This is a genomic window from Methylophaga sp. UBA4204 (genome assembly GCF_002379485.1).
Taxonomy (GTDB): domain Bacteria; phylum Pseudomonadota; class Gammaproteobacteria; order Nitrosococcales; family Methylophagaceae; genus Methylophaga.
Map to the genome: position 1 here is coordinate 9,831 of NZ_DFTU01000105.1, position 533 is coordinate 10,363.

Sequence of the window (533 nt, forward strand, 5' to 3'; positions counted from 1 at the left end):
CGGCCGCAGCCAGAAGCGCCCGTTCCAAAGAACGACTGTATCCCAGCACCAGGGTCACCAGATAAGCCGGTAACCAACTGGTCAGCAATAACGCCAATGCAATCCAGAGTTGTCCGAATAACAGTCCGGCGACGGCAGCAAACACTACCAAGGTTGCGGCCATTACCCGGAGGCCTTCTTGAGGGCCTACACGTAATGTGGCCAGCACAATTACCCCGCTAGCGAGATAATTGAGTGGTGGGAGCAACATTGCAGCGACCGATAGCAAAGCAGCTGCCAAAGCAGCCTGCCAGCGACCTTTCATTGCAAAATCAGCGATTCCCCGCAACATAATATTTTGATCTTAACCTTACAACTGAAAAGCTAAATTACTTGTGCATGTCACAGTAAGGCAGCAATGCCAGAAACCGTGCACGTTTGACACAAGTTGACAGCTGACGCTGGAAACGAGCTTTAGTACCGGTAATACGACTTGGAACGATCTTGCCTGTTTCAGTAACGAAATTCTTAAGCAGGTTTACGTCTTTATAATC

Annotated in this window: 1 protein-coding gene and 1 pseudogene; both read right to left on the bottom strand. The window is 49.5% G+C overall.

Going from position 1 to position 533, the window contains the following annotated elements; genetic code table 11:
• Positions 1–331: pseudogene (locus B3182_RS15380) on the bottom strand (DUF2232 domain-containing protein); the annotation flags it as partial.
• 37 nt (positions 332–368) lie between these two features.
• Positions 369–533 (bottom strand): 30S ribosomal protein S18 (gene rpsR / locus B3182_RS15385; protein WP_292753430.1); only part of this gene is annotated, 165 nt, incomplete at its 5' end.